This window comes from Paenibacillus xerothermodurans (genome assembly GCF_002220865.2).
In the GTDB taxonomy this organism is placed as follows: Bacteria; Bacillota; Bacilli; order Paenibacillales; family NBRC-103111; genus Paenibacillus_S; species Paenibacillus_S xerothermodurans.
In genome coordinates this window covers 13675-33881 of the sequence record NZ_NHRJ02000019.1, presented here as the reverse complement: position 1 = coordinate 33881, position 20207 = coordinate 13675, and the positions used below count along the sequence as shown (strand labels likewise).

At 51.0% G+C, this 20207-nt stretch carries 16 protein-coding genes; 7 read left to right on the top strand and 9 right to left on the bottom strand.

Annotated features, from left to right (window positions below; all coding sequences use genetic code 11):
* Positions 1 to 47: 47 nt before the first annotated feature.
* The gene (locus tag CBW46_RS19430; RefSeq protein WP_089201621.1) at positions 48 to 1667 is read right to left on the bottom strand and encodes a nitrite/sulfite reductase; all 1620 of its coding nucleotides are present in this window, start codon (positions 1665 to 1667) and stop codon (positions 48 to 50) included.
* Positions 1668 to 1963: 296 nt separating this feature from the next.
* Between CBW46_RS19430 and CBW46_RS19425 the strand changes: the two genes are divergently transcribed.
* Positions 1964 to 2179, top strand: a complete 216-nt coding sequence (locus CBW46_RS19425) for a DUF2759 family protein (protein ID WP_089201620.1) — start codon at positions 1964 to 1966, stop codon at positions 2177 to 2179.
* A 116-nt stretch (positions 2180 to 2295) separates the two neighbouring features.
* On the opposite strand, the gene CBW46_RS19420 is transcribed toward CBW46_RS19425, so the two are convergent.
* Positions 2296 to 3264 carry a sugar phosphate isomerase/epimerase family protein gene (locus CBW46_RS19420; protein ID WP_089201619.1) on the bottom strand — a complete coding sequence of 323 codons (969 nt, stop codon included), beginning with the start codon at positions 3262 to 3264 and terminating at the stop codon, positions 2296 to 2298.
* 310 nt (positions 3265 to 3574) lie between these two features.
* On the opposite strand from CBW46_RS19420, the gene CBW46_RS19415 reads away from it, so the two are divergent.
* The gene (locus CBW46_RS19415) at positions 3575 to 3910 is read left to right on the top strand and encodes a hypothetical protein (RefSeq protein WP_207802337.1); all 336 of its coding nucleotides are present in this window, start codon (positions 3575 to 3577) and stop codon (positions 3908 to 3910) included.
* Positions 3907 to 4137, top strand: a complete 231-nt coding sequence (locus CBW46_RS19410; protein ID WP_089201618.1) for a hypothetical protein — start codon at positions 3907 to 3909, stop codon at positions 4135 to 4137. The genes CBW46_RS19415 and CBW46_RS19410 overlap by 4 nt, the downstream gene beginning before the upstream one ends.
* 129 nt (positions 4138 to 4266) lie before the next feature.
* Here CBW46_RS19410 and CBW46_RS19405 read toward each other — a convergent pair whose 3' ends face one another.
* The 5 genes from CBW46_RS19405 to CBW46_RS19385 form a co-directional block, all read right to left on the bottom strand.
* Positions 4267 to 5418, bottom strand: coding sequence for an MBOAT family O-acyltransferase (locus CBW46_RS19405; RefSeq protein ID WP_089201617.1), 1152 nt, complete (start codon positions 5416 to 5418; stop codon positions 4267 to 4269).
* A gap of 129 nt (positions 5419 to 5547) precedes the next feature.
* On the bottom strand, positions 5548 to 6516 hold the full coding sequence (locus CBW46_RS19400; RefSeq protein ID WP_089201649.1) for a hypothetical protein: 969 nt from the start codon (positions 6514 to 6516) through the stop codon (positions 5548 to 5550).
* A 69-nt stretch (positions 6517 to 6585) separates the two neighbouring features.
* Positions 6586 to 7782: a class-II aminoacyl-tRNA synthetase family protein gene (locus CBW46_RS19395; RefSeq protein ID WP_089201616.1), complete on the bottom strand. Its 1197-nt coding sequence runs from the start codon at positions 7780 to 7782 to the stop codon at positions 6586 to 6588.
* Between the two features lie 6 nt (positions 7783 to 7788).
* Positions 7789 to 8040: an acyl carrier protein gene (locus CBW46_RS19390; protein WP_089201615.1), complete on the bottom strand. Its 252-nt coding sequence runs from the start codon at positions 8038 to 8040 to the stop codon at positions 7789 to 7791.
* A gap of 166 nt (positions 8041 to 8206) precedes the next feature.
* Positions 8207 to 11593 carry an FG-GAP repeat domain-containing protein gene (locus tag CBW46_RS19385; RefSeq protein WP_089201614.1) on the bottom strand — a complete coding sequence of 1129 codons (3387 nt, stop codon included), beginning with the start codon at positions 11591 to 11593 and terminating at the stop codon, positions 8207 to 8209.
* A gap of 541 nt (positions 11594 to 12134) precedes the next feature.
* Here CBW46_RS19385 and CBW46_RS19380 point away from each other — a divergent pair.
* From CBW46_RS19380 to CBW46_RS19365, 4 genes are all read left to right on the top strand, one after another.
* Complete coding sequence (locus CBW46_RS19380; RefSeq protein WP_089201613.1) at positions 12135 to 14819, top strand: U32 family peptidase; 2685 nt, start codon at positions 12135 to 12137, stop codon at positions 14817 to 14819.
* Positions 14820 to 15824: 1005 nt separating this feature from the next.
* Entirely contained in the window at positions 15825 to 17087 is a 1263-nt protein-coding gene (locus CBW46_RS19375; protein WP_089201612.1) for an ABC transporter substrate-binding protein, read from the top strand.
* A 46-nt stretch (positions 17088 to 17133) separates the two neighbouring features.
* Positions 17134 to 18069, top strand: a complete 936-nt coding sequence (locus tag CBW46_RS19370; RefSeq protein WP_089201611.1) for a carbohydrate ABC transporter permease — start codon at positions 17134 to 17136, stop codon at positions 18067 to 18069.
* 16 nt (positions 18070 to 18085) lie between these two features.
* Positions 18086 to 18916, top strand: coding sequence for a carbohydrate ABC transporter permease (locus CBW46_RS19365; RefSeq protein ID WP_089201610.1), 831 nt, complete (start codon positions 18086 to 18088; stop codon positions 18914 to 18916).
* Positions 18917 to 19318: 402 nt separating this feature from the next.
* Here CBW46_RS19365 and CBW46_RS22385 read toward each other — a convergent pair whose 3' ends face one another.
* The gene (locus CBW46_RS22385) at positions 19319 to 19603 is read right to left on the bottom strand and encodes a DinB family protein (RefSeq protein WP_424446804.1); all 285 of its coding nucleotides are present in this window, start codon (positions 19601 to 19603) and stop codon (positions 19319 to 19321) included.
* Positions 19604 to 19628: 25 nt separating this feature from the next.
* The gene (locus CBW46_RS19355) at positions 19629 to 19901 is read right to left on the bottom strand and encodes a DinB family protein (RefSeq protein WP_089201608.1); all 273 of its coding nucleotides are present in this window, start codon (positions 19899 to 19901) and stop codon (positions 19629 to 19631) included.
* Positions 19902 to 20207: the final 306 nt, after the last annotated feature.

Below are 20207 nucleotides of genomic sequence, written 5' to 3'. Positions count from 1 at the left end.
CATCCGGGAACCGAGCCTGCACAGTGCTTGTATGGTTGCGCGCTTTGTTAAGAAGCGACTGGAGTCAAGATGGAAGTAAGCTTTTCTTGGAATGCAGCTACGCCCACACGGTTAACAAACTGATGGAACGTTTCTTCGACACTGCGATTTTGCTTGTAGAATCGGATAAGTTCAGCTAGCACATGACCTACATCATCGCCTTTGACGCGGCCTTTGAGGGCTTGGTTGAACTGAGCACCAGGTCCGAGAATACCGCCGACGGCGATATCAAATGCGTCAACCATGCCTTCAGGTGTCTTCACCAGTGCGCCCTGCAGACCGATGTCGGCAACGTGCTTTTGACCGCAGGAGTTAGGGCATCCGATGAAGTGGATACGAATCTCTTCGTCCAGTTCTACGTTGGCATCCAGATACTCGGCCACGCGTGTGGCTCTTTCCTTGGTTTCAACCACAGCCAGGTTGCAGAACTCGTTACCGGTACAGGAAACCGTACGGCTCATGAAGTGCTTCGGATTAGGTGTCAGACGCTCGAACACCGGCTCCTGCAAAGCGGCTTCAACTTTCGCATCAGGCACGCCGGAAATAATGATGTTCTGCGATACTGTCGTACGGATTGTTTTGTCGCCATACGTGTCGGAGACCCGTGCCAGTTCAATCAGCTCGTCGGCGTTCAGACGGCCAACCGGCACGCTAAGTCCGATGTAGTTCAAACCTTCCTGCTTTTGTGGATGTACGCCATCAAAATATGCAGCTTTCCAGCCCACAGTCTTATCGTTACCACGCGACGGCATCTCACCGATCAGTTCAACGAGCTTATCTCTGAACTTCTCCGGACCCCAATCGGCAACCAGGAACTTCAGGCGGGCATGGTGCCGCTTTTGCCGGTAGCCATAGTCACGGAAAATGGTTGTGACGCCAGTGGCAACCTTAAGTACCTCTTCCGGTCTAACGAACATGTCGAGTGGTTTCGCCAAATGAGGCTTCGCAGACAGTCCTCCGCCGACCCACACGTGGAAACCGATCACTTCTTCACCGTTGATCTCCTTCGTAGCTGGTGTGAACGCCAAGCACTGGATTTCGGCATGCCCGGAATTATAGATATTGGAAGATATAGACATTTTATATTTCCGCGGCAGGTTCGAGAAATCCCTGTTCAACAGGAAGAAATCGTTCACCTGGTTTACAAGAGCGGTGGTATCCATCAGTTCCTGTTTATCGATACCTGCCAATGGGTTACCGACAACGGTCCGTGGGCAGTCACCGCATGCTTCGTAAGAATACAAGCCCGCAGCTTCCAATCTCTTGAAGATGTCTGGCATATTTTCAATTCTCAGCCAGTGGAATTGAATGGCTTGACGTGTGGTTACGTCCACGAGATCACGGCCGTACAGCTTAGCGATATCAGCTAGCGCGCGCGCTTGATCGCTAGTCATAATCCCGGAATTGATACGCACACGCATCATAAAATGGCCGTCTTTGGGCTTTTGCTGATATACGCCCGCCCACTTAAATCGGTTCATGTCGTCTTCCGTAATGGAGTCATAACCTTCGTGAGCGTATTTTTCAATGATTGTACGGATTACGTCAAGCCCGTCTTTCTCAAGCTTTTCCAGCTCGACTTTACTCAGCTTGGACGGGTCTGCTGCCCAAACAGCTTCATATGCCATAGTAGTCTGCTCCTCCTTTAAAGCTTAATTCCGATAAAATTAGTATGATAACTACTCTAATACTACCACTTTTAACAGGTTACGTAAACGAAATCCGGTTCCGGCAACTATAACGATTTGTTATACATAAAGCGGTTAATCATTATATTATTGGCATATCGGAACGCCCTGTTGTCACTGACACGCCCACGGAAAAAGTTGACAAACTTGTTACACTTGGATAAATTGCTTGCAGTTGACAATAAGTCAGGCTAAGATAACATTAGGAATTTTTGTATATTGAAGGAGGTCTCTCGATGTATTTGGCTGAAGCGGCAGCACAACCAACGACCATATTTTCCGGATTTGACCCATTCATTATTTTATTCACAATTATTATTGCAATCGGTGTCGTGAGGCTTGCAAAGGCTCCTAACAAAAACCTTTTTGCGATCGGTTTCAGTGCGGTGAGTTTGATCGTGTTTTTGGTAATGGACGTAGTTATGGTGCTTGGTTGGATGGGAAAACTGTAACCCAAGACCGGATCACTGTTCGCAGCCGGTATAATTAGGTAGACTGCAAAAGAAGCCCACGGCCGCGAAGGTCCGAGGGCTTTTCGTTTCTATATTGGCACTTTCAAAAGGGAGTGCTATACCCACCACATCTCGCCTACCGGCTCCTTGATCATCACCTGCTGCAGATTTTCCACAGCTTTGGTGAACCCCTCATCAACCGACATCAATCCGTCCTCGTGCTCAATGCTCACCACATAGTCATAACCGACCAAACGCAGCGCGCTGATAATATCCGCCCAAGTTTTGAGATCGTGTCCGAAGCCAACGGTACGGAACTGCCACGCGCGGTCCAGCATTTGAGTGTAAGACTGCATATCCGTTACGCCGTGTTTATTGACGTTGACTGGATCAATTGTTGTGTCTTTCGCATGGAAGTGATGGATCGCACCGGCGCGGCCAAGAATCTGAACCGCTTGCACGGGGTCGATGCCCTGCCACCACATATGGCTCGGATCCAGGTTAGCTCCAATCACTTCGCCCGCAGCTTCGCGTAGGCGGAGCAGCGTTGCAGGGGTATGTACGGAGAATCCGCCGTGCAGCTCCAAGCCGATTTTCACGCCTCGATCGGAAGCGTATTTCCCGGTTTCAGTCCAGTATGGAATGACTTTGTTGCTCCACTGCCAATCGAGAATTTCTTGGTAATCGGGCGGCCATGGCGCAACCGGCCAGTTCGGATATTTTGCACCTTCGTGGTCGCCAGGACAGCCGGAGAATGTATTTACCACAGGGACTTCCAGCTTCTGGGCCAAATCTACTGTTTTAAGAATAGCATCGTGATGCTCTTGCGCAATCGGTTTCTGTGGATGCAGCGGGTTACCGTGGCAGCTCAATGCGCTAATGGTAAGGCCCCGTGACTCAACCGCCTGTTTGAACGCTTTCAATTTGCTGTCGTCTGCTAAGAGGACATCCGGATTGCAATGGGCGTTACCCGGGTAGCCGCCTGTTCCGATTTCGATCGCCTGCAGTCCCTTCGATGCGATGTAGTCCAGTGACTCGTCAAATGATTTCTGAGAAAATAAAACGGAAAATACACCTAACTTCATGAGTGACACCTCCGAATAAAGGTTGAAATGTACGCGTGTACGCGATTTCAATCAAAATTATAGCATTGTTTATAAATAACTCAAAGCTGCAATTCAAGCGGTATCGCAAAATGGACGAGCGTTAACTGTAAAAAAGTGGAGTTCGACATATGTCTCGACACTATTCCCATTTATTTGCAGACCGGATGCTCTACAATAGATACGGAATGCCAATTCAACGGAAAGGAGGAACCTTTAACCTAAAATTATAAGCGCGAGAGGGCTAACCGCGTTGCAGGTTCAAAAACTTTTTTGAGAAGAGGCGAACAACATGTGCAACAAAGATACCCAAATCGTCGAAACGGCTCTAGGCCAGTGGCTTCGTTTCCCTAATACTTTTAAAAAGTCCTCCTGCCTGGTCGAGTTGTCAAACCAGATTTCACTGAACATCGATACCCGGTCGGGTAAAGTGCACGTGCATGAAAAGGATCATAATCAAGTGTATCGTTACGTCGGAGAAATTCATATCACCACAAATAACAGCATCATGCATTGTTCTACGATACAGGCCCATTCAGCCGAAAGATCGGATTTGATGTTCTCTGCTGCGCATACCTCAGGTAAGATCGATAACAGAAAATCTGTGGAGACGGGGGAATCGGCATGAAGATCCGATTTGACAATAAGGAAATACCGGTGACATTTTTATCGAGCGACCATAAAATGATTCCTCAGCTTATTCAAGCTCTACATATAAAAAAAGGGGCCGACCAGCAAAACGGGACGTTCGATTTGGAAGCATTGGATCACATTGAAGTCATCGGCACCGAAGCGTATCTGTATGCTAAAACGAACGACACAGAAGCAACAAAGACCTATTTGGCGCTGTATTGAAATTCAGTGGTTAACTAGCAGCCAGAACACAGGCATGCAGCTGACGAGTTACAAAACTATAACAGACGGCAAAAAAGAGGAGGTAGTGTTTGCTCGCAGCAGCCACATACCTCCTCTCGCAGTTTGGCGTTACCATGGCCAGTTGAACAAACCACGGTAAATTTTGAACACTGTTTCTTCTTTTCCGCTGTACACAATGACCGAAAAGGTCACAATCAATTGGGTGAGCGCACATCGCGCAAAGAAGTAGGCACGGGAGACCTTCTTCTTGTTCACGGTGGATTTGCCCAGCAGGTTTTCCAGTGCCATGACGATGCCGTGGTACAGACCGTACAAGAAGTAAAGCCAAGTGAAGCCATGCCAGAGCCCGATCAACACCATAATCAATATCGACAAGCCTGCAGCAGTCACCTTGCTGGGAGCTTTGCGTGAGAAGAACATAAAGATATGATCCCGGAACCAATCACCCAGCGTTGCATGCCAATTGCGCCAAAATTGAGTGAGTGTGGGGGACTGGAACGGTTTTTTGAAGTTCTCGGGAATGTTGTATCCCATTAACCGGCCGAAGCCGATCGCAATATCAGAGTACCCTGAGAAATCAAAGAAAATAAGCGCGTAGAACCACATCATCAAAAACACCGATTCGAAGGTGTGGAGGTCCCCGTCCTTCATGTGATCGAACACCGCGGTCATCCAGAAGACTACGACGATTTTCTTGAACATACCGAGGATAATCCGTTTCACGCTGTCCTCGGCCTGTCCGGCAGTTAATTTATACGGCTCCTTGGTATCGGCCATGAAATTGCGAAATCTCAGAATGGGGCCGGAAGTAAATGTCGGTATAAATAAAATATAATTCACGTAGTCGAGCAGAGGCGCACGTGCGTCCTTGCCGAAGAAGTAAGCAAAATACAAAGCGTCAATGACCTTGAGCACGTTGTATACCAGCCCTAACAACAGGATGGCGTGAAACAGCGGATTTTCGAACAAGCCCATCTCGAAAAACCGCAAACTGCACACCCCGGCCACGTTCAGAACAATGAGAGCAATGAACCAGCCTTTCCGCCAGGAGCTCACACGGCACAGGAAGAGGAAAGCGGCATAATTCAAAAGCGAGTAGACCAGATAAAAAACAAAAAGCCGCTCACTGAACAGCAGCAGAAAGCAGAGGTTGAACGCGAGCAGCAGAATGCGCTTGTTGCTCGGCCACCAGCGGGTGAGCGCTAACACCAGGGCCATACCGGCCATCGCAACAACCGCGTTCATGTTCAAATACCACATAGTTTACTCCTTAGTGAAAAAAGATCGGGGCTTTCACGTACGGAGGCCGCCCCTAAAACCCTTCATAAATAAATAGTCCCTCGCCTGTAAAATAAATCAGGACCAAGATAAGCATCGCCGCATAGACGATCACCTCGATGGCTTTTCTAGTGACAGGAGCCATGCGTCAACCTCCTTTGTAAACACCGGAGCGCCTTCATGGCGGCTCAAATGCACGAGATCGTGAAAGTACTTGGACTCATATCTTTGCAGCAGGTCAAGCACCGGCACGTTATACGCAGCCAGACGGCGGTTTACGTCTTCCTGCAATCCGGGCATGTAATCGGGCAGAGCATACCTGGTGTTCCAAGGCATCCATACGACGCGCAGGGGGAGCTGGTGCTCTTTGGCGTAGCGTAGGATCCAATCGAGCGCCTCAAGGTTCTCCTTGGAGTCATGCTGCGACATCCAGCCGAAGCGTTGGTCGTAATCATGCCATTTTTTACGCAATTCCTGATCGGATTTTTGGCCGAAGTACAGCTCTTTGTCGATCCAACGTGGTTGGTAAGCGAAAGGATCGGTCGAGCTCAGTTTGAGAGTCTCCGGGAATTTAGCACAGGCTTCGAAACGGGAGGCATCCAGCTTTAGCAGCCCTTGTGTGAGCTGGCAGGCCACCTCTGTCCCTGTATCACGGAAATAATCCCGGTAGGCGTAAACATAAGGCTGATACCAGGGCTTAAGCCACTGATATGTATTATCGGTTTCTAGACTGTCGATCATCGTATGCACATCGATGCCAATGACGAGCGGCCCTTCAAAGTGATACAGTTCCTGCTCCATAATGGCCTTCAGATCGGTCAGCTTGCCCAATGACAGGCCCATCTCCACAAGCCCCGAACGTGACTCCTGCTCAATAAAGGCGCCGGTCACAGCCGAGTTGCCGTAAAACGCGGAGCCCCGGTCCTGCCACTGGTGATGATACAGCGTTTTTGTAAAATCATTTTTGTAAAACCGCCTTGACGTGACCAAGGGATCCCATATAGCAATGAGAGCATCCGCTACGACAAACACGGCCAGCAGCAGCAGCACAAAGCTGTTCTTGCGAAAAAAAGAAATCAATTTCATAAAGGAACCCACATCTTTTTTCTATTAGAGTGTTAGCATTCGGTTGAGTGACAAACTACGCGATTAGAGCGATTTTTGCTGCCAAGCATGGTACTGCTCACGGAATGCCGCCGGCCACTGTGCCTCATCGAGACCGTATTGCGCGAGGAACGCAAAGGCCCAACGCTCGATACCGAAACCGACGCAGCCGGTTACCGCATTGCGCTTGCCCATTTTAATGTTGAAGGCATTGCCGAACGTATTGCTGTGGAAGTTGACGGAGCTGCAGGCGATCGACTTGTTGATGTGCGGGATGGTCAGGCGCAGCTCGTACTTCATTTCCTGATTCCGCTGAAACGATGCCTTTGTTTGGAAATCGTTCGTAAAGAACGGATCGTTGGCAATTTCCAACATGCTATCTACGTTCCACTCGGCGGCTAACTCCTTCAAGTATTCAATGGAGCGCAGACGGTTCTCTTTAACGAAGTCAGGCTTTCCTACAAAAATAATTTCCCGCATGCTGAAATCGAGCAGACGGCCGAAATCGCTGTGGTTGCGTGATTCGAAGCGATGGCATTTGGAGATTGCTGCCACGATAATGCCGTCGCCCTCCAGCGTCTCGTTTTGCAGTCCCTCATAGCAGTGGTAGCAAGTCGAAGGGTTCATCGTGAACTTCGGTTTCGGCATAGCTTCATTCAAATCCAAAGGGGCTTCCTGCTTCCAGCCGCCGGCTTCGCGGATCGTTTGGGAGAAGGACTCGATGATATCGAGATCCTCACGCAAATGAGTGAGGAAGTGAATGTGTTCCGGGAACGAAGTGAAGTGGTTCGTTTTATTGAGCGTATCGGCATGAATGACGGCTGGATACGACTCTTCCTTGACATCACTGAAGCGGCCGGCGATTTTGCTCATGAACGAGTAATCCAAAAAACGCATGAGGCTGGAGAACGGCTCGCGGAAAATGAACAGGCCTGGTTCCAGCACCTTGATCACTTTCTTCTCGACCAGCTCCTGTATGATATCGCCTTGGTACGGTGTATCAACTCTATGCTCAAACAGCACGTTTTCTTTAAACCCGAAGTCCCCATGGGAAAAACGTTCGATTAGACGTCGGACTTGAGTCTCGATAGCCTCATTGCTTTTGGCCGATTCGTGTTTAATGTAGATGTGGTTGTTGTTAATCCGGATGTCCCGGATGTGCTCGTCGATAAAGGCGGCGGCGTATTTCAGCTGGCCGTGTTGGCTCGATGCCAGTCCTTCAAGGGATACGACGCATTCCATAGCTGATTACCTCGCAGTCTTTTTGTGAATGAAGTCGGCGATCTCTCGCACTGTGTTCATAGAGTACAGCATCAGGTCCTGGTTGGTCACCTGGAGGCCATAGGTTTTTTCGATGTGCGCGATCAACGCTGTGGCGCCGATAGAGTCAATGTAACCATAATCGAACAGATGAACATCAACAGTAAACTCGTCATCATCCGGCTCAATCTCATAACGGTTGCGGATATGGTCCTCCAGTTGTTGAAGCAGGTCTTCCATGGCGGTTCCTCCTTGGTATTGTGCGATGATAAAAGTTCATGGCATTGCTTGGCATTGTCCACACAATCGTATGCTGACGTGTTAGAACCTGCAAGTATCTAGCGGTAAGAGCCTGCCAGCGCGGACTATGTAGCGAGCTGCTGCGCAAGGACGCGCCTTTGGCGCATTAAAAACGGATCGTAACCGTTGTCGCTGCGCCAAAGTGTGTGATCGTATAAGTTTGTTCTTTCTCCTGCCGATCAATTTTCAGCTGGTCGCCCTCTATGTTCAGCGACTTAGCACTCCACAGTTGAATCTGCTGCATACCTGCGGAATTTAACTCAATGGTCCAGCTGCTGCTGTGACGCTGCAGCTTGTATGGCACGTTGGAGCGCAGTAGATGCGGCTCCCCCTGCCGTGCGTCCAGTTGTGTGCGCACGTGCTCGGTGGATGGTTCGGCGGATCCACCACCGACTGCACCAGCGCTGGCGCCCGCTTGGGCGGCAACTATGGAAACCGCGGCATGCTCTGTGCTGTTCGCATGCGTGAAACGCACCTCGGTTGCACTCGGAACGCCCAAATACAGCTTACCGCTGCGCCAATCCGAAATATCCGCATCGGTTATCACGCTGCGCTCCGCATACGCTTGTCCGCGCTCGACCACCACGCCGAGCGTCCCTTTATATTCGGCCGCCTGCTCAGGAACAGATGCGGTCGAGGGGTTGATATAAATTGACGGCTCACTGGTCATTCCAATCGCACGCTTAGCACGGTCGAGTATCACATCCATCCACGAACGCGATACGTCGACTTCCGTGGTTAATGTATTCAGGATGGAACGTGCCATCTGCGGTTCACTCATAAAATTATAGCTGTGTTGGTTACGGATCTCGTCCAAATAGGTTACGAACTCCAGCAGTTCACCGACTCTGTTGGGGAAACGGTACTCTACGTGCTCGAAATAGTCTATCGGCAGATCGAAATCTACGTAAGATTGAAACAGATCCTTAGTCGAATGGACAGGATCGCTGCGCAGCACCGGTGCAGGCGTATGGAGCAGCATAGGGGGACTGGATGGCTGTCCGGTGTCCGGGTCCGTCATAAGAAACGGCAGACCCCAATTATACTCCAACCCGAGGCGTGGCTCGTTCGGCGTATGCGCCGGCCTGAAACCAAAGTTAAACCAAATGCCTACATCCCGCTCGCTCCGTAACGTTTGCGTAGGATCGACATGGTTGATCCTCCAAGTGTGCTGGTTAGTGCCCGGCGCACTCCACGGTATGCCTAAGCGTTCGAACGATTGCTGCTGTAAGGCTATCTCGTCTTTTTCCTGCTGTTCACCCGTAAAGTTATGAACGTAAATATGCGGCAGCAACTCCAAGTAGTTAGTTTTGCTGTAATCAACAAACGCCTTCAACTGCTCGGCGTATGGGAATTTCGGATCGTCCACTGGGATCGGCATTCCGAATTCCAATTGACCGACGATCAGATCGTCTTTGCCGTCATGGTTCAAGTCGAACCACAGCGGTACGGAGTTGTGGCCACCGACGAGCGCTTTATTACCGACTTGATTCGTCGTGGCGCCTTCCAGTACTCCGGAAGGCTGCCAAGCGCCGTCGGCCTGCTGCGTATAGACGCGCAGGTCGCCTTCCCCGTTGCCGACCACGAGATCGGGTCGGCTGTCGCCGTTCACGTCGCGCACGGACGGCGCGGCGAACGGGACAGGCAGCCTGAACAGCAGGCTGCCCGCCTCAAAGGCGAGCGGCTCCCCGGCACTGCCGGAGCCGGAGCCGGCGCCTGCGGCGCCCGCGCGGCCTGCCGCCGGCTGGCCGCGATAGAGCGTCACACCGCCTGCCGCATCCCCGACCACGAGGTCGGGCACGCCATCGGCGGTGACGTCGCCCACAGCCGGTGCCGCAGGGGCACCGGCGCGCAAGGGCTGCCCGCCCGCAAGCAGCGGGGCGGGAGGGGTGAACACGCCGCCGGCTTGTGCATAGGCGGCGGCTAGCGTGCCGTCGGCCCGGCCGAGGATCAAGTCCGGCCGGCCGTCGGCGTTGAGATCGTGCGCCGCTGTGCTGGCGTGCGCACCGGCTTGCAGCGGCTGGCCGTTGTTCAGCCGCAGCTGCTCTCGCTTACCGAATGCATCGGGCGCGGCGACACCACCGGGCAGAATTTGCCCGGTATAAGCTTCAGGCTGCGCCCCCACGTTGGGGTAAGCGTACACGCTGCCGTCAGCAGATCCGACGAGTAGATCCATCCGTCCGTCCGCGTTCCAATCCGCCAGCGCCGGATACGCGCGGTATGGCTCCTTGACCGGATCGCCCAAGGAGTGGTAGGTCGGATTGACAGCCAGCTGCATGGGCTTATCCTCACTCATCACCCGAGTGCCGCTTGAGTAAAAGGAATTGGCGCTTTCGCCGGCAAACGCCGGCTGCTCGTTGGTGCCAGTGTTAAGATGTACGACCACCGATTCCTGCCAGCGCCCCCAGCTGAACGCCGAGCGCACGAGCGTGAAAGAAGGGATCTGGTTGTACTTTTTAAGCAGTTCCGCCCATTGAATGCCTTCTCCATCGCGAATCGCTTCTATGGCTTCAAAATGATTCTGATGAGCCATGGCCGGCCGGCCATACGGACCAAGCACCTTTTTAACGGTGTAGCCCAGTGTTTCCTTGGAGACGAAGGAAGCATACTCGCTTCGCATCAAAGCGCTCCCTGCGGCATAACTGAAATCGAAATACGGCTCTAGCGGCAGCTGTGCGCGGTCAAAATACATTGCACCCGCTTTAGGCTCCTTCGCGGCGTTCACCGACTCCGACAGCTTTGCGAATCCCAGTGCTGGGTCCATGCCGCTGGTTAGATCGTAGCCGGTCACGTGGAAGCGGTTCGGCAGCAGACCGCTACCGAAGAACACAGTGCCTTCACCATAGCGGTTCAGCGCACACAACGTTGTGCCGTTAAGCTGGACAACGGGTTCTGCGGTCGAAGCAACAAGCCCCTTACCCCACGCATAGTGTTTAAGATCCGCCAGACCGCCCTGCTGTAGATAGTTGTCCGTAAACCGGCGGAACAGGTGCTGAATCGTTTCCAGATGCAATCCAACCCTTGGGTACGCGAAGGCCGTAGTACCCGCAATAGAAGTTTGGTCACTGCTGGGCAGCAGAACATTTGGCACATTCACATCGACCAGCTGCTGCGCGCCGACGAAGTCTAACGGGAAATCTTCAGCCAGGTTGTTTTCCAGGAACAAATGCCCGCCTTCAGCGACGTGGTTCTGAAGCAGTTCGCGCTGCTCGTCTGTGAACGTTCCCTGCAGTGAGGTGTCCAGATAGATCGAATCGTAAGAGTCCAATTGACCAGCTGTGAGCTTCTCCAAGGGCTGCCTATCCAGCTCCAGGTTGGCGACTAACGATTGCTGCAAATGGCCGTAGGCCGCCGGGTCAAAGCGATCGCCGTTCGTGATGTACAACATGCGTACGGACAAATCTTTGTCGAACAGAGCTAATGCAAATGCTAGAATCAGCAAGATGGCCGCAAGGCCTGCTGCAATGCGGGCTTTAGATAATTTCAATGACATCCCTCTATTACTAGACAGCTTCGTAGACTACAAGCCATTATAGCATGGATACCGGCGGTTGTTAACTTTTGTCGCCCGGTTGTCGAATCAATGCAATGCGGAAAAATTAAACACACAGAGCGGTACAAACTTAGCGATTTTTGTTAAATGGCCTGAAGTTTTTTCACATCATTTCCAACGAATGAGCGCGTTTTCGTGCCGTGATTCAGTCCCTCGAATCTTTTAAAAGATCTTGCGCTATACCGCGCATGGTCTTTTTTGTCGTTTTTGGGCCGACGCCCGTTTCCCGGTCAGCGGCTGTTTGTTAAGCACGGTTGGCGGCGGCCGTTTCTCAGTGAGATCGGTTAATCCATTTTGGGGTGACCGCCTTTTCTCCAAATTACACCGGTGGAATGGGACACTGGCCGTTTCTCTGTTATACTGTATATATGTATGTAAAATGGCAATGGTAGGATGTGTATTGGTAATAGAGTAGCGCCTGCAAATGAGCTAGGCTCTTAGACGGGTGCATGCGAAAGTGTATATGGAGGAATAGACAAGAATGAGTGTTATAAAAAGATCTGACATAGAGCTGTTGGCGCCGGCGGGAGATTGGGATTGCCTGCGTGCGGCGGTTGCTAATGGCGCGGATGCCGTATTTTTTGGTGTCGAAAAATTTAACGCAAGGGCAAGAGCCAACAATTTTCATACGGACGAACTGTCAGACATTATGTCGTTTCTCCATCTATATGGAGTGAAGGGTTTTCTGACGTTTAATATTTTGGTGTTTGAAGACGAAATCGAGGAGGCCCGCAAGTTGATAGAGGCCTGTGTCGATGCGGGGGTTGACGCAGTGATCGTGCAGGACCTCGGCCTGGTACAGCTAATTACTGAAATTTCACCTGATTTTCCAATCCACGGATCGACCCAGATGACGATTACTTCGCCGGAGGCGGTAGAGTTTACGAAGCCTTTCGACATCGAACGTGTCGTGTTAGGACGTGAAAACAATCTGCGGCAGATCAAACAGATCGGTGAACAAGCCAAGCTGCCGATGGAGGTCTTTGTTCACGGGGCGCTCTGCGTTTCTTATTCTGGTCAGTGCCTGACGTCGGAGATGTGGGGAGGACGCTCCGCTAACCGTGGAGAGTGCGCTCAAGCGTGCAGGCTGCCGTACGATCTGATGATTGATGGCGTGCAAAAACCGATGGGTGATATCGCATACCTGCTGTCGCCCAAAGATCTCGCAGCGTTGGAGTTGGTGCCTGATTTGATCGAAGCAGGGGTGACCTCATTCAAAATCGAAGGTCGGCTAAAGAGCCCCGAGTATGTAGCCAACGTGGTCAGCAAATATCGGCGTGCGATCGACCGCTACTTCGAGGCAGGTACCGCTAAGCCAACTAAGGAGGAGTTGCGTGAACTGGAGCAAAGCTTCTCCCGCGGTTTTACTTTTGGCTTCCTCCAGGGAACCAACAATAAGAAGCTGGTTGACGGTACCTATCCGAAAAGCCGCGGTGTGTATTTGGGCCGAGTGAAACAAATTTTGCGTGGCGGTGTGCTTTGTGAGCTTGAGGCTCCGCTAAAGCGGGGTGACGGCATTGTTTTTGATGCAGGCGATCCGACCAAAAAAGAAGAAGGCGGCCGCGTCTATGACATCCGCCGCAAAGGAGTAAAGCTCGAAGGCGAAGCCGCGGGCGGGATAATAGAAATTGTACCGGGACGCAACGATGTAGATCTTGGTCGTTTGCACGTGGGTGACCGTGTTTGGAAAACGAATGATCCGCAGCTGGACAAACGCCTTCGTCAAACATACCAAACGGATAAGCCGTACCGCACGTTCCCTGTCTCAGTACGCGTCGCGGGTACGCTAGGCAAGCCGCTTACGAGCTGGTGGACCGATGAGCTCACAGGGCACACAGCAGTGATTCAATCCGAGCTGCCGCTCGTGCAGGCAGAGAAACGTCCTATGGACACGGCGCTGTTCCAGGAGCAATTCGGTCGGCTTGGCGGAACAATTTTCGAACTCGGCGAGTTGGATGTACAACTGAACGGCGAGCTGATCCTTCCGATGCGCGAGCTCAACAGCATGCGGCGCCGTGCGGTGGAGCAGCTGGAAGCTGAACGGCAGCGGCCGCGAGTGTACATGAAGCGCAGCGGCATGGACTTGATGGTGAACACTGCAGGAGGCGACATACCGTGCATCGGCGCACAAATCGACACAGCGCGCGTCAACACAGCGCCTGCTGCCGCACAAATCGACACAGCGAGCATCGACACAGCGCCTGCCGCCGCACAAATCGACACAGCGAGCATCGACACGGCGCGCGCTGATTCCCCACGACTCGACGCCGCACGCATCGACGCAAGCCGCGCTGCTTCAACACGTGCAGCGCAATTGACCGCCCTATGCCGCAATTTAGACCAAGTGCAGGCTGCCATCAAGACGGATGTAGATATGATCTACGCGGATTTCGAGTTTATTAAACAATTTCCGGCTGCCGTGAGCGCCGCTCGCCAAGCGGGCAAGCGTATAGCGCTCGCTACCCCACGGATTCATATGCCTGGCGAAACCGGGTATTTTAAAAACATTACCAATCTGCAGCCTGACGCGGTGTTGGTACGCAACACAGGCGCGGTCTACTATTATATGAAGCAGCGTTTGGAACATCCCGAACAACGCCATTTGGAATTGATCGGTGACTTTTCGCTAAATATTGCCAATCATAAGACTGCCGAGCTGTTCTTGGCTGCAGGGCTCAGCAAGGTGACGCCATCGTATGACCTGAACATTCAACAGATGGTTGACATGCTGAGAGTGGCGGACACGTCGCGATTGGAAGTCGTGATTCATCAGCATATGCCTATGTTCCATACGGAGCACTGTGTGTATTGCACATTCCTGAGCGAAGGCACCGACTACACCAACTGCGGACGCCCTTGCGAACAACACCGTGTGTCGCTGCAGGATCGCGTGGGCATGTCGCATCCGGTACGGGTGGACGAAGGATGCCGCAACACGGTTTACAACGCCATTGATCAATCGGGCGCAGAATATTTGTGTAATTTTCAGGAGCTTGGAGTCTCTTCCTTCCGAATTGAATTTTTGGAGGAATCCGCAGATAAAGTACACGAAGTGATCTCATTGTACCAGCGGGCGTTACGTGGCGAGATCAGCGGCACGCAGGTGTGGAAGACTTTGAAAGCAACGAACCAGCTTGGTGTCACACGCAGCCAGCTGGTGAAGTAGTAAGCTTCGACAAATTGGTCCCACTGGGACTTCCCCATCACGTCAGACCAGTCAATACACCTTCAAGAAAATGCAACCATGTCGTAAGATATGAAATGCCTTGGAGGTGTTTTTGTGCTGTCAACTGTAGAGTGAGTTACCCGGCAGAATTGAAGATGCAGCAATTTATCCCGTCCGTGGTGATGGTAACGTGTGCGACAGGACCGGTACAGAAGTGGTTTCATTTTAAATTGCATCCTTTTACCTACTGTCCCATATAATTGACAGAATTTCAGCGGGTCCACTTGTTTTGATATTTTTTCTGTTATAATTATATTATGTTATCCAATATACATATTGTATCAACTGTAAAGATATAACATAATAAAAGTAACAAAAGACACATGCTCATAGCCGTTACTGGGAGGTTGCCGATTGAGCTGCAAAATAACGACTGCTCTGTTTACATGTTTATTCTCATGTGCTTCTGGTTTTTTTTACTCACTGTCGCTCGGTTTTGGTTCAGCCATCGTCGGTATCACACTTAGTCTGCCGGACATAAAATCACGATCAGGCAAGATTTCATTGCTATTGAATGTACTCGCGATTCTATTTCTGGTTGTTGCGTGCGTATACGGCTCTCTAACTTTTCGAACAATCGATGCTTAATGGTGATGACTAAATATTCGTCTGTATCATCACTGTTTTGTAGACCGCCCACCGAAGTTAAATACACTCAATGCCACCAATCTACTTGCGTCTCGTTTTTGATCCATGCCGTAATCTAGCGCATACTGTACTTTCTCTCTTATACGCCAATTTTACCGATGCCTCGCTTTTTCGCTCGTACCCCAGTTCGTGCCCGTCATCCATCCACGTGCCATTGCTGAACACGGAATCTAGCGTTCTATCTATTTTTTTTGCAATCCTGGACATTGTTGTGTTTCGAAGAATATAAATCTGTCCAAAACATATACATCATACGAGTCGTACATAACTAATCCATATTCGAAAGGAGAGAACTAAATGCCGTGGAAAACGCTTACATCATTCCTATTGATCGCTTGCCTTTTGCTTGCCACTGCCTGCGGCGGGCGGAATACGGCTGAAAACAATGGCAAGGTGGAACTCACGCTCTGGTACTGGAACCGCTCAATGGATGACCAATTGTTGAAACAGGTGAGCAAGCAGTTTCCGAACATTAACTTCAAAGCTGAGAAAATCGGGGGAGACTTCAAAGCGAAGCTGATGTCGGCATTCGCAGCCGGATCAGGTGCTCCGGATATTGTGGGATTGAACGACTGGATCTCAATCTTTTTCCCCAACAGAGACCAATTTGTGAACTTATTTGAATTAGGCAGTAAGGAACTGGAGCCGACATATCTGAATTGGAAATGGCAAAAAACGATCACGCCGGATGGACAGTACCAAATTGCTCTGCCGATGGACTCAGGACCGACAGCGCTGTTTTATCGGGCGGATTTATTTGCACAGGCGGGGCTGCCTACGGACCCGAATGAAGTGAGTGCCCAGCTCAAAACCTGGGACGATTACATAGCGGCCGGTCAAAAGATGCAACAAGCACTCAATAACAAAGTTCATATGTTTGATAACATCACCACCGTGTTTGCGCAAAATCTGGCACAGAGCGACAAACTGTATTTCGACGAGCAGGACCGTTTTGTTGGCGACTCGCCTCATATCAAAAAGGCGTGGGATACAGCGGTGAAAGTGCATGAGCTCGGACTGAGCGCCAAAACCCCTCAAGGGATGCCTGAGTGGAACGCCGCCATGAACAATGGCGCAATTGCCTCATTGGTAGGAGCTGTATGGACGAAGCAGGTGATTCAGGATGCGGCGAAGGACTCGTCCGGCAAGTGGCGGGTGGCAAGAGCGCCGGGCGGAGACGGCAATAGTGGTGGTTCTTTCGTTGGGATTACCAAGCAGTCTAAGCACCCAAAGGAGGCGTATGAGGTAATCAAGTGGCTCCAAAACCCAGAAAATCAGCTCACTGCATTGGGCACCACCAATCTGTTTCCGTCAACACCAAGTATTTACGGCGATCCCAAGATGGCAACTCCAGAACCATTTTTTGGTAATCAAGCCACGAACAAAATTTTCAGCGAGTCTGCCAAAAATGTTAAGCCGGCATACTTTGGACCGAAGAACTCGATTGCAGACACAATTGTCAGACAGGAAATAAACAATGTGGAAACGCAGAATAAGCCGCCCGAAGCAGCTTGGAACGATGCAATATCACGTGTAAACCAGGAATTATTGCTGTACTAATTTAGCCGCGGCGTGAGCAATCCACAAAGGCCAAGGAGGGGATACAATGAATTATTCAAAGGCGACTGCGTCCACCAGTCGTTCGGTCGGCAAGCATGCTGTGCTATGGCGTGAAATTGTAAAACATCGTGTCCTATACCTATTTATCTCTCCATTTTACATACTGTTTGCGGTGTTCGGCCTTTTCCCTATTATATTTTCTTTCTATCTAGCGTTTAACAAATGGGATGGCATCGGCAAAATTCAATTCACGGGCTTGAATCAATTCCGCTACATGATCACAGACAGTGAATTTTGGAAGGCAATCGGCAACACGCTTGAGATTTGGGTTTACTCCACGATACCGATGCTGATCATGGCACTCCTTATAGCCTACCTGCTGAATGCTGCGTTTCTGCGCTACCGAACTTTCTACAGGATCGCCTACTTTCTGCCGAATGTGACGTCTATTGTGGCTGTTGCGATTGTGTTCGGGACGCTGTTTGGTAACAAATACGGCTTGCTCAACTATGTTTTATCATTGATGGGTATAGGCACTGTGGAATGGCTGAATTCGGCATTCGGGATCAAGATCGCTATCGCTTCTATGGTTGTGTGGCGTTGGACGGGGTATAACGCAATTATTTATTTGGCCGGACTGCAAAGTATACCAACCGTGCTCTATGAAGCCGCGCGGATTGATGGAGCGAGCACTTGGCAAATTTTTACCAAGATTACAGTTCCGTTAGTTCGTCCGATCATTCTATTCACTGTAATCACTTCCACTATCGGAGGTATGCAAATTTTCACGGAATCCCAGGTGTTGACGGGTAATACCGGAGGTCCGGGCGGGGCCGGCATGACCATCGTGTTGTACCTGTATCAGCTCGCTTTTGTGAAATACTTATTCGGATACGCCTCCACGGTCGCTTGGGGACTGTTTGTGATCATAGCGGCGTTCTCGTATCTTAACTACAAGCTTGTCGATAAACCAGGCGCGTAACCGGGAGGAGAGAAGTATGGTTGGTCAAAGCCCTTTAAAAAATATTTTACTGCACACGGTGCTGCTGCTCGGGGTTGCGGTGTCCGTCTTTCCATTCTACTGGCTGGCAGTCATGGCCACACGTACCACGAGCGAGATTTACAGATTTCCGCCTACGTTAACATTCGGTGGAGAGCTTCTGAATAACATACGTAATGTGTTGAGTCATATTGATTTTTTTGGTTCATTGTTGAACACGCTGTTTGTAGCTGTAAGTTCTAGCGTGCTGGTACTATTCTTTTGTTCATTAGCCGGATTTGCATTTGCGAAGTTTGAGTTTCCCGGCAAAAAAATACTCTTCTCGCTGCTGCTCTTGACTATGATGATTCCACATCAGTTATCCCTTATCCCTTCGTTTATGATCATGCAGAAACTCGGATGGGTGGGTACGTTCAAGGCGCTGATTGTGCCGGGCATGGCGAGCGCCTTCGGCATCTTCTGGCTGAGGCAGTACGCAAGCGGGGCCGTGCATGACGAACTCCTTAGCGCAGGGAGAATCGACGGTTGCGGATACTTCCGTCTGTATTGGAATGTCGGCCTTCCCATTCTCAAACCCGCGCTTGCGTTTCTCGGTATCTTTAGCTTCATCGGCTCGTGGAATGATTACTTATGGCCGCTCGTTATATTGACCAAACCGGAGAAATATACGCTGCAGGTGACCCTATCACAGCTGAACGGAGTGTACAGTACAGATTTCGCGATGGTAATGGCGGGCACGCTGATGGCTACATTGCCGCTTATCGTGATGTTCCTTCTGGTGAGCCGCCAGTTCATTTCCGATATTGCTGCAGGGGCGATTAAAGACTAGGCGGACCGCTCTGCATCGGTATGCTTGCATCAATCGCGGCGAGCACAAGTGGACAGGAGCTGGGGACGGGCATGTCAAGATCAGGCACTCAAACCATATTTCTAAGCACAGCACAACAGACGTGAACCGGCGGCCGTCACGTTACGACATTTACGGCCGGGTTCATGCCTGAATGGGGTAACCAAATGGCAGCCCGTTGGGGTATATCCAGCCGACTTCATGCCTGACGGCACAAGCAATGGCAGGCCATTGGCCGGAGGCTTCATCAGCCAGTGACTGTTTTACAAGTCTGCGGACAGTTCACTACGAATGCGGCTGCGAGCATCCGGTGATGGAGCCCGTCAGCTAGATACAATCATTCGACATACGCCGCGCGGCAGCGCGGTTTTTTACTGCATCGTGTCAAAAATTGTTCCACGGAGAACTTTTTTCGCCCTCCCGCTGCCGCTCAAACAAATAGAACACGTAGTCTGTCGAAACCCCTGAGTGCCCTGCTTGCCGGAGCATTGCTGATAGATTCCCCCGGTGGTATGTGCTGTGATTGCTCACGTGGTTCACTAGCTGAAATAAAGTTGTTTCCAGACGTCCGAAGTGTGGCTGTGTGGGTGTAACAACCCGCTCGAAATTTGTCTGGCTGTTGATGAAGTGTATGTATTGCGAGCTCAAAAAGCGATACTTCGCCTCCATCTCATCCAATGCTATTCCCTCCACCTCACGCTGCAGCCGGGCGGATTCGCGATCTCATCGAAGCCGTATCTGACATCACGCCCAGCCATACCCGGTCCGCAAGTAATATGTGGCTCATCACTTCGGCAACGCACGAGAAGGTGCTTTCCATTTTTATTCGGTAAACTTCGTCCCGCAGCTCCTTCAATCGGTCGAAAACTTTGTCGGTTGCCCACATGTGGTAATCGTACTCCAACAGGGCCTGATGCTTAGGCTGGGCTTGTCCTTGCTCGGCTGCGCTATTGTGTTGCTGGCACATATACCTCCATGATTCATGTTTTTTTCAAAGCTGAATTGTGGTTTACGCAACTTGTACATACAAGACACGAGGCGCTCAACATAGCGTGAATCGGGAAACATGGAGTCGTTATGGAATCGAGAAACATCAGGCGTTGCGCATGGCATTGTGCAAGCAAGAAGACTGCGGATGTCGCTCTGCCAGCAAGAAACATGAGGCGCTTGAAAGTCGTGTGCCATCGGAGAATCGTCAGCTGCAGCATGTCTGCGGACAAGCAAAACCTGCAGGCGCGAGCATGTCGTGTTGTGGGCAGGGAAACCCAAAGCC

Bases quoted from the DNA above. Each gene is read 5' to 3' on its own strand.
- CBW46_RS19425 (WP_089201620.1), top strand. From the start codon at position 1,964: ATGTATTTGGCTGAAGCGGCAGCACAACCAACGACCATATTTTCCGGA.
- CBW46_RS19415 (WP_207802337.1), top strand. From the start codon at position 3,575: ATGTGCAACAAAGATACCCAAATCGTCGAAACGGCTCTAGGCCAGTGG.
- CBW46_RS19395 (WP_089201616.1), bottom strand. From the start codon at position 7,782: ATGGAATGCGTCGTATCCCTTGAAGGACTGGCATCGAGCCAACACGGC.
- CBW46_RS19410 (WP_089201618.1), top strand. From the start codon at position 3,907: ATGAAGATCCGATTTGACAATAAGGAAATACCGGTGACATTTTTATCG.
- CBW46_RS19390 (WP_089201615.1), bottom strand. From the start codon at position 8,040: ATGGAAGACCTGCTTCAACAACTGGAGGACCATATCCGCAACCGTTAT.
- CBW46_RS19380 (WP_089201613.1), top strand. From the start codon at position 12,135: ATGAGTGTTATAAAAAGATCTGACATAGAGCTGTTGGCGCCGGCGGGA.
- CBW46_RS19385 (WP_089201614.1), bottom strand. From the start codon at position 11,593: ATGTCATTGAAATTATCTAAAGCCCGCATTGCAGCAGGCCTTGCGGCC.
- CBW46_RS19365 (WP_089201610.1), top strand. From the start codon at position 18,086: ATGGTTGGTCAAAGCCCTTTAAAAAATATTTTACTGCACACGGTGCTG.
- CBW46_RS22385 (WP_424446804.1), bottom strand. From the start codon at position 19,603: ATGGAGGCGAAGTATCGCTTTTTGAGCTCGCAATACATACACTTCATC.
- CBW46_RS19370 (WP_089201611.1), top strand. From the start codon at position 17,134: ATGAATTATTCAAAGGCGACTGCGTCCACCAGTCGTTCGGTCGGCAAG.
- CBW46_RS19420 (WP_089201619.1), bottom strand. From the start codon at position 3,264: ATGAAGTTAGGTGTATTTTCCGTTTTATTTTCTCAGAAATCATTTGAC.
- CBW46_RS19430 (WP_089201621.1), bottom strand. From the start codon at position 1,667: ATGGCATATGAAGCTGTTTGGGCAGCAGACCCGTCCAAGCTGAGTAAA.
- CBW46_RS19355 (WP_089201608.1), bottom strand. From the start codon at position 19,901: ATGTGCCAGCAACACAATAGCGCAGCCGAGCAAGGACAAGCCCAGCCT.
- CBW46_RS19375 (WP_089201612.1), top strand. From the start codon at position 15,825: ATGCCGTGGAAAACGCTTACATCATTCCTATTGATCGCTTGCCTTTTG.
- CBW46_RS19405 (WP_089201617.1), bottom strand. From the start codon at position 5,418: ATGTGGTATTTGAACATGAACGCGGTTGTTGCGATGGCCGGTATGGCC.